The 6,431-nt window shown below is 59.9% G+C and carries 7 protein-coding genes; 2 read left to right on the top strand and 5 right to left on the bottom strand.

Translation table 11 applies throughout. The features are described 5' to 3' along the window. Window positions 1–125 precede the first annotated feature (125 nt). Window positions 126–440, top strand: a complete 315-nt coding sequence (locus tag C41B8_RS20540) for an IS30 family transposase (RefSeq protein ID WP_156962579.1) — start codon at window positions 126–128, stop codon at window positions 438–440. A 48-nt stretch (window positions 441–488) separates the two neighbouring features. On the opposite strand, the gene C41B8_RS17000 is transcribed toward C41B8_RS20540, so the two are convergent. The 3 genes from C41B8_RS17000 to C41B8_RS16995 all read right to left on the bottom strand — a co-directional run bounded on the left by C41B8_RS17000 (window position 489) and on the right by C41B8_RS16995 (window position 3,189). Next, window positions 489–1,280 carry a hypothetical protein gene (locus tag C41B8_RS17000; protein ID WP_037340936.1) on the bottom strand — a complete coding sequence of 264 codons (792 nt, stop codon included), beginning with the start codon at window positions 1,278–1,280 and terminating at the stop codon, window positions 489–491. Between the two features lie 78 nt (window positions 1,281–1,358). Then, window positions 1,359–1,877 (bottom strand): hypothetical protein, encoded by a 519-nt coding sequence (locus C41B8_RS20535; protein WP_156962578.1) that lies wholly within the window; start codon window positions 1,875–1,877, stop codon window positions 1,359–1,361. 673 nt (window positions 1,878–2,550) lie between these two features. After that, window positions 2,551–3,189: a class I SAM-dependent DNA methyltransferase gene (locus C41B8_RS16995; protein WP_051883709.1), complete on the bottom strand. Its 639-nt coding sequence runs from the start codon at window positions 3,187–3,189 to the stop codon at window positions 2,551–2,553. 487 nt (window positions 3,190–3,676) lie between these two features. Here C41B8_RS16995 and C41B8_RS16985 point away from each other — a divergent pair, with 487 nt between their 5' ends. Then, window positions 3,677–4,063, top strand: a complete 387-nt coding sequence (locus tag C41B8_RS16985; protein ID WP_037340932.1) for a diacylglycerol kinase family protein — start codon at window positions 3,677–3,679, stop codon at window positions 4,061–4,063. Window positions 4,064–4,114: 51 nt separating this feature from the next. Here C41B8_RS16985 and C41B8_RS19840 read toward each other — a convergent pair whose 3' ends face one another. Beyond that, window positions 4,115–4,900, bottom strand: coding sequence for a phosphatase PAP2 family protein (locus tag C41B8_RS19840; RefSeq protein ID WP_051883708.1), 786 nt, complete (start codon window positions 4,898–4,900; stop codon window positions 4,115–4,117). Between the two features lie 278 nt (window positions 4,901–5,178). Continuing rightward, window positions 5,179–6,237, bottom strand: a complete 1,059-nt coding sequence (locus C41B8_RS16975) for a D-cysteine desulfhydrase family protein (protein WP_051883710.1) — start codon at window positions 6,235–6,237, stop codon at window positions 5,179–5,181. Window positions 6,238–6,431 lie beyond the last annotated feature (194 nt).

The raw sequence follows: 6,431 nt of genomic DNA, 5'->3' as shown, positions 1-6,431 counted from the left end.
CGGGATCGAGTCTAGCCGATTTCTACACCCTCGGCTGCCTGCAGAATCCGAAGATAGACCCCGAACGCTTTTAGAGCCGCCACGCACAGCCACTGGCCGACGCGACAATCTAGGCGTTTAAACGCTTGCCCAGACGATGGCGCCATACGCTGACCTACGACAACGGCAGCGAATTCGCTGACTTCCACCGCATCGGCGAATTCACGGGCCTATCGATCTACTTCGCTCAGCCGCATGCGCCGTGGCAGCGTGGCTGCAATGAAAACCTGAATGGTCTTTTGCGCCAGTTCTATCGGAAAACCGCTTCCTTGAGCGACGTCACGCAATCAGACCTCGACAAAGTCGTTCGTTTACTCAACCATCGACCACGAAAACGCCTCGGTTATCTCACGCCCCATGAAGTCCTCAGAAAAGGCCTTCCTGTTGCAGTTGGAAGTTGAATCCACCCGGCAGCGCTTTGGGCGGTCAACTGCAGCGAATCGTTATACTTAGAACGACGACTCGAATACACGCGTGCCATCTGGCAGCTCTCGGTAACGCCCCGGATATACGAATTCTTTTGAGGCCTTCAGAGCGCCCTCGAAACCACCTCGTGGCGTAATCCCAATAGAAGCCCGTTCTGAACGCAGCAAACGGGCTTGATCGTCGAGTAGCGGCAAACGCTCGCGATGCGACCGTAGGTTAACCTCGTATATATTCGGGTTCTCGCGTTTTAATTCTTCTAACCACCGGTCGCAGAGGCTAACCGCGGTTTCGATTCTCGCGACTGCCGAGTAATTACTGTGGAAAAACAGATCGACTCCCGCAGTGTCGATGCCTTGCGCCGCCTTGAACATAATGGATGAGCCCGGGCTATCGAACAGCCTAAGAATCGACATATCGAGCTGCATTATCAACTCGTCGTAAGCTGTAATTACTGATGGGGACATCGAAATCGCATGACCGCGGTCTTCAGCACGCTTAAGCGTTCGATTCGTTTGGCTTGGATAACGTCGATCAAAATTATCCTCGACGAAATGTAGAAGATCTTCGCTGACTTCCACATCGTGCATATAGCCGCCATCCCGCAGGGCCTGGAATAGACCCATGAAGTCATGTCCGTAACGATACTTCTTGCCGACTTCAGGATCGTAAGCCAGCACATGTTTAAGATGCGCTTCAACTGCGTACCCAAGCATCAGAACGCCAGTTTGCATCTGATTATTGAAGAGCAGGGTTCGACCGGAAAGGTAGTAATCGAAGCGATATCCAGTCCACTCGTTTAGATTATTTGCAGTCATTACGATCTGGTATAACGCCGTAGCTCAGTTGCCGACTGAAGCGCGGCAGCGCTTCGGGCGGTCAACTGCAGCGGACCGTTAGCTTTTCCTACCGCGTAATTCGGTCTCGGCAGCCTCAGCGGCCTTATTCAATGTAGGAAGTAATTCATTGATTGCAGAAACAAGCTCTTGCATATCGAACTCCTCGCCTCGAAACATGAAGCGTTTTCTATCAGGGTCATACCAACGCATCATATCTGCGGGATCAAGTCCCTGAATCATATTCTGCGGGCCAATCAAGTCTTGAGCGTAGTTTTTTCGCGCGCTTGTTTCTCGCCAGCTATCGATGCGCTCGTCGAAGTGCTCTAAGTGATCCCGAAGAGTTCTTTTTTTTAGAGGGTGATTCTCGTTAGGCAACCCTACTCGCTCACGCAATATCCGGCCTCGCTCCTCTTTTTTTGCACCATTTTTGCCACGTCCGATTGGCGGCCAAAAGAGCCGTGAGATGTTGCTCGCATGAGTAAGAAGACTATGAATCGATCGGAAGACTTCGCCGTGAATGTAACGAAACCTCTCCCAGTTCTGAGTTCCATCCTCGTTTTTGGAAGATGCGTTCATAGCGTTATTGAGTGCTATGCAAGCACCAAGGCTAAGACGGCATTGAGTCTCAGCTTCTCTGAGGTAAACAGCTATATCTCGACTATTCATAGTTTTAGAAGCTAACGCCAAGTAAACGACATATATCTAATACTAGATATATAACTATCCATATCTAGATATACCGGCGATTTTCTCTAGCAAAAAAGCCAAAGAAAGCGTGCTCAAGCCTCGTATTGACGTGACGCCAATCGGTCGCATTCCAGCCCACTTAAAACGCGAACGCGCCGTGTTCGGCCCAAACGTTGCGGCAGATATACGATCGTCCACGAGCTATTCCCCGGTCCCAACAAAGCATAGAAGGCCATAAAATCAGGCCGGCTAAGCCCCTTCCGTACTGTCTGCATAGCACAGTCGAAATCGCGGGCTCAATAACCCTTTAGCAAGCGCAAAACGCGAGCGATTGAATTCAAAGCGTTAGCGGTATGTCGGCTCGTAATCTAGCGATATGAAGGATTGCGCGGGCTGGTAAGAGCGTTTACCACCCACTGCGCTCAGCGCGAACGCGCTCGGAACCACGCAAACCAAGACGTCGCCGGTCTCGTGTAATCAGCGGGTCCGGATCAACCGCCACATGCAATTGGAATTGAGCGCCGCTCGCAAGGGTTTTAGTGAGCGGCGCCACGCGGACAAATCAGTCCGCCGCCCGATACAGGTCGTAGTAGATATCCTGTGCGCTGTCGAAGGCGTCGTAGTTGGGCAGGTAGGGCTGGGGTTCGGAGTGGTGGACGAGCGACCAGAGGCCTTGAGCGGTGACAGTGTCGAGGGCGCACTGGAAGGCGTCGCCGTAGAGGTCCTTGCGCTGGGTGAACAGGATCAGCCCGCCCGGCTGGACGACGCGGCACAGTTCGCGCATGAACGGCGAGGTGTCGCGCACATAGGTGAGCGTACCGATGCACTGGACGGCGGCGAACTGACGATTCTCCAGTGGTAGCGGTTGGGTGATATCGCACTCATGGAGTTCGCCATAGCACCCTTTGGCTTCGGCGTGCTGAAGCGAGACGGGCGAAAGATCGAGGCCGGTGATGTTGTTGAAGCCTTGCTGCTGCAAGGCTTGCCCGGTAAGGCCGGTGCCACAGCCGACGTCCAGGATGGGCTCTTCGCCGGCGATGTCGTAGTCGCGCAGGAGACGGGCCGCGACTTGCGGTGCCTGATAGCCCATTGCCGCGAGATCGGCGTCGTAGGCGTCGGACCAGCGGTCGTAGTAGGTTTGCAGCTCTTCCGTCGACGCGTTCTGGATATCCGTGAGCGCGGCGCGTTGCTGTTTGGCCATGAGCAGGTCTCGAATCAAGTGGGGCCGGCACGAGCGCGGGGATGCTCGCGCACTAATGGGTGGACAACACCAAGCCCGGAAGGTGCCGGCGCGGCGTAGTCTAACGTAGGCCGTCCAGTGGCCTGACACTCGGGATAACCTCCGGTTTGCCTCGCGCTCCGCCGGGCTTGCGGCGTGTTCCCGGCCACGGTTGCCGGCCGGCGTTCTGGTCAGTTTTTGGCCAACGCCTCCTAACCCTTGCCCGGCCACGGAACGGCCGACTTGCCCACGGCGTTATCCACAGATTCTGTGAGTAGTTTCTCGGCAACGATCGCTGCCCTGCCCGCGCACGGCGGGAACGGCGATCGATTGCAGATAGCGTTGCCCGTGGTCGCGATGATTTCACGGCAGCCCGGTTGCATTTTCATGCCGGGCTGCGTAAACAACCGGAACCGGCCGAGCGGTTGCATGCCGCGGGTTGGCGAGCACTCAACGCAGGCATCCATCGATGGACGATACGACCCTCTCCTTCACCTTCAATGGCCGGCTGCGCAGCATGCGACATGCCGTGGTCGGGATCGGCGAACTGCTGGTCACGCAGCACAATGCCTGGATTCATGCCACGGCGACGGCGCTGGTCGTATGCCTTGGGCTATTGACCGGCGTGTCGGCGATGCAGTGGTGCGTGCTGGTGCTGGCGATGACTGCGGTATGGGTCGCCGAGGCGTTGAATACCGCGTTCGAGCTGCTATGCGACGTGGCGTCGCCGGAGTTTCACCCGGTGGTGAAGAAAGCCAAGGATGTGGCAGCCGGCGCGGTGTTGCTGAGCGCCATCGGCTCGGTCGTGATCGGCCTGATCATCTTCGTACCGGCGATCGAGGCGTGGCTGGCGTGAGGCTCGCCCCGCCCGCCCGGCTGATGCGGGCAGGCGCTGACTAGCCGGGTTTTAGAAGTGCCCTTCGAAGCCCACGGTGCCACCGTGGCGCGACATGCTGACCACCGGCACGAACCGATCGGCCGGTACGCCGAGGAAGGCTTCGTCGGCCACCACACCAATGAAATGCCCCAGCGCCGCGCCGACCAGCACGTCGGAGGGATAGTGCTTACGACCGGCCACGCGGGCATAGTCGGTGCCCACGCTCAGGCCCACGGCCAGGCTGCGCAGCGCGAATTTGCTGGTGCCGGAAATCGGTAGCGTGTCGATATTGCGCTGGGTCATGGTGGCCGAAACCGACGTCAGCGAGGCATGGCCCGACGGGAAGCTGTCGTTTCCGGAATTGTCGGGCCGCTGGCGGCCCACGCCCTTCTTGAGCCCTTCGACAACGCCTTCGGTGGTGAGCGCGGCGCCAATGCCGACGCCGATCCCCTTGGCCTTGTTCGAATACCAGTTTTCCTGATAACTCGGCGCGGCGAGGGCCGTGGTCGTATACAACAAGGCGGACGCGCCCAGCATGACGTTGCTGGCGGTCTGGGCGGTGTTGCGCGAGCCGAAGATCGGCGTGTTGTCGGAGGCCCAGTGGGAGATCTGGCGATCGGCGTGGTCGATCTGCAGCAGGCCGGCGGCCGCCAGCGGCGCCCAGGTGACCGGCGAGCGCGCGGCATCGGCGGCGGCGTGGCCAAGTCGCGACCAGCCCGGTGTCAGCGTGGCCTGGGAGCCCCACGCGGGGCCGTTGGGCGCCGTCGTACAACCCGCCAGCGCGGCCACAAACACCAATACGAAGATTCGCCGCATGCCCCAGTCATCCCTTATTCAATACGCGTACGCGAGGTCTTCTAGCATTCGGCACGTTAAGCATTCGTTCAAAGTACGGCGCCGCGTGCCGATGGCGCCGTCGTGAGCGGCCGGCAGCCCGCTTTCGGTCACTGGCAAACGCCGTACTGCCAATGGCCATGGCGCCAACGAACCCGGGCGACGCATCGACTGGTCAATTATTGGCCAGCCGCTCGAAAGCCGCGTGATGACGTGTTTTAGCGCAATTCACCCACGGCCTTATCCACAGATTCTGTGGGTTATTCAGCATCAGCAGCGGGCCCCGCTTCCGACGCGAAAATCGAGCGATACGCATGCAGCCCAGGCGCGCCGCCGGTGGCCAGAAACAACAGGCGCTGGCCGGGTTGAAACACGCCGGCCGTGGTATCGGCCAGCAGGCCAGCCATGGCTTTGCCCGTATACACCGGATCGAGCATCAGCCCTTCGAGGCGGGCCACCTGCGCCAGCGCGTCGATCATGGCCGGCGTCGGCAGGCCATAGCCCGGCCCGCGATATCGCCCGTCGACCACCGGATCGTTCGTGTCACGTTGGCCGGCGACCGCGCCCATGGCGTCCAGCGTCTGCTCGATCAGCGCGGCGGTACGCGCCCGCGCCGTGGATTCCTCGGCCAATACGGCATAGGAACGGATACAGCGCGGATCGCGGCGCAGCGCGATCATGCCCGCCGCCAGCCCGGCGTGGGTTCCGCCGCTGCCGTTCGCGACCACGACCGCATCGAAGGTGAACTCGAGTTTTTCTTCCTGAGCCGCGATTTCGTAGGCACAACGGGCATAGCCGAGACAGCCGGTCGCGGTGGAACCGCCGGTCGGGATAACGACGACACAGCGCCCGCGCGCTTCGAGTGCCTCCGCCCGCGCATGAGCCTCCTCGAGTGCGTCCACATCGCCGGCCCGCGTGTGCACCACCGCCCCGAACAACTGATCGAGCAGCACGTTGCCGCCGGTTTCGTACTCCGGATCGGAACGCGGGACGACACGCGTGAGCACGAGCTCGCAGGCCAATCCCAGGCGGGCGCAGGCCGCCGCGGTCAACCGGGCATGATTGGATTGCAGCCCGCCGACCGTCACGATGGTATCCACGCCCGCGGCGCGGGCCTGCCCGAGCAGGAATTCCAGCTTGCGCAGCTTGTTGCCGCCGCCGCCCAGGCTCATGTGATCGTCGCGTTTGACGTACAGCTCGATGCCGCGCCGCGCCGGGCCCAGTGCGTCTTCCAGGCGCGCGAGTCGCTGGATGGGCGTATGGCCGTCGAGCAGTGCGAGATGCGGATGCCCGAACGTGGGCAGGCGATGCACAGGCATGGCGGAGTCTCGGGTCGTGGCCACCGGCCGGGTCTTTAATTTTTACCCGATTCTTCGCTGGATGGCTGCTTTATCGGTTGGTTAGTTTCTAACCATCGGCCGCTATCCCAAGCGGCACGGGCGCCACCGCAATCCACCCACGGGTTTATCCACAGTTTTTGTGAGTTGTTCAGACTCGGCCGCCCCGACTGTCA

Source organism: Salinisphaera hydrothermalis C41B8 (assembly GCF_000732535.1).
Lineage (GTDB): Bacteria > Pseudomonadota > Gammaproteobacteria > Nevskiales > Salinisphaeraceae > Salinisphaera > Salinisphaera hydrothermalis.
Note: the sequence above shows the minus strand (reverse complement) of the source record. Positions and strands in the feature narration are given on the sequence as shown.